The following is a 238-nucleotide window of genomic DNA, read 5'->3' as shown; positions in this document are numbered from 1 at the left end:
TGACGTTTTACAATGCGCGCATCTCATCAATTTGACTTCCGGTCAAACCAAAACGGCGCTGGCGACTGGCAAACGTGGCAATCGCTTCATGAAAAGCCTGTTCATCAAAATCAGGCCAAAGGGTGTCCAAAAACACCAACTCAGCATAGGCAGCCTGCCAGAGTACAAAATTGCTGATCCGGTAATCCCCACCCGTACGGATCATTAAATCAACTTCACCCTGATTTTGCATGCACAA

General features: G+C 47.5%; 1 protein-coding gene. It reads right to left on the bottom strand.

Annotated features, from left to right (window positions below; translation table 11 throughout):
- Positions 1-7: 7 nt before the first annotated feature.
- On the bottom strand, positions 8-238 hold a 231-nt coding region (locus B4920_RS27830), incomplete at its 5' end, for an undecaprenyl diphosphate synthase family protein (RefSeq protein WP_139379776.1).

It is taken from the genome of Zoogloea sp. LCSB751, from assembly GCF_002028455.1.
In the GTDB taxonomy this organism is placed as follows: domain Bacteria; phylum Pseudomonadota; class Gammaproteobacteria; order Burkholderiales; family Rhodocyclaceae; genus Zoogloea.
The sequence above is the reverse complement of the archived record's forward strand: the minus strand, read 5'-3'. Positions and strand labels throughout refer to the sequence as shown.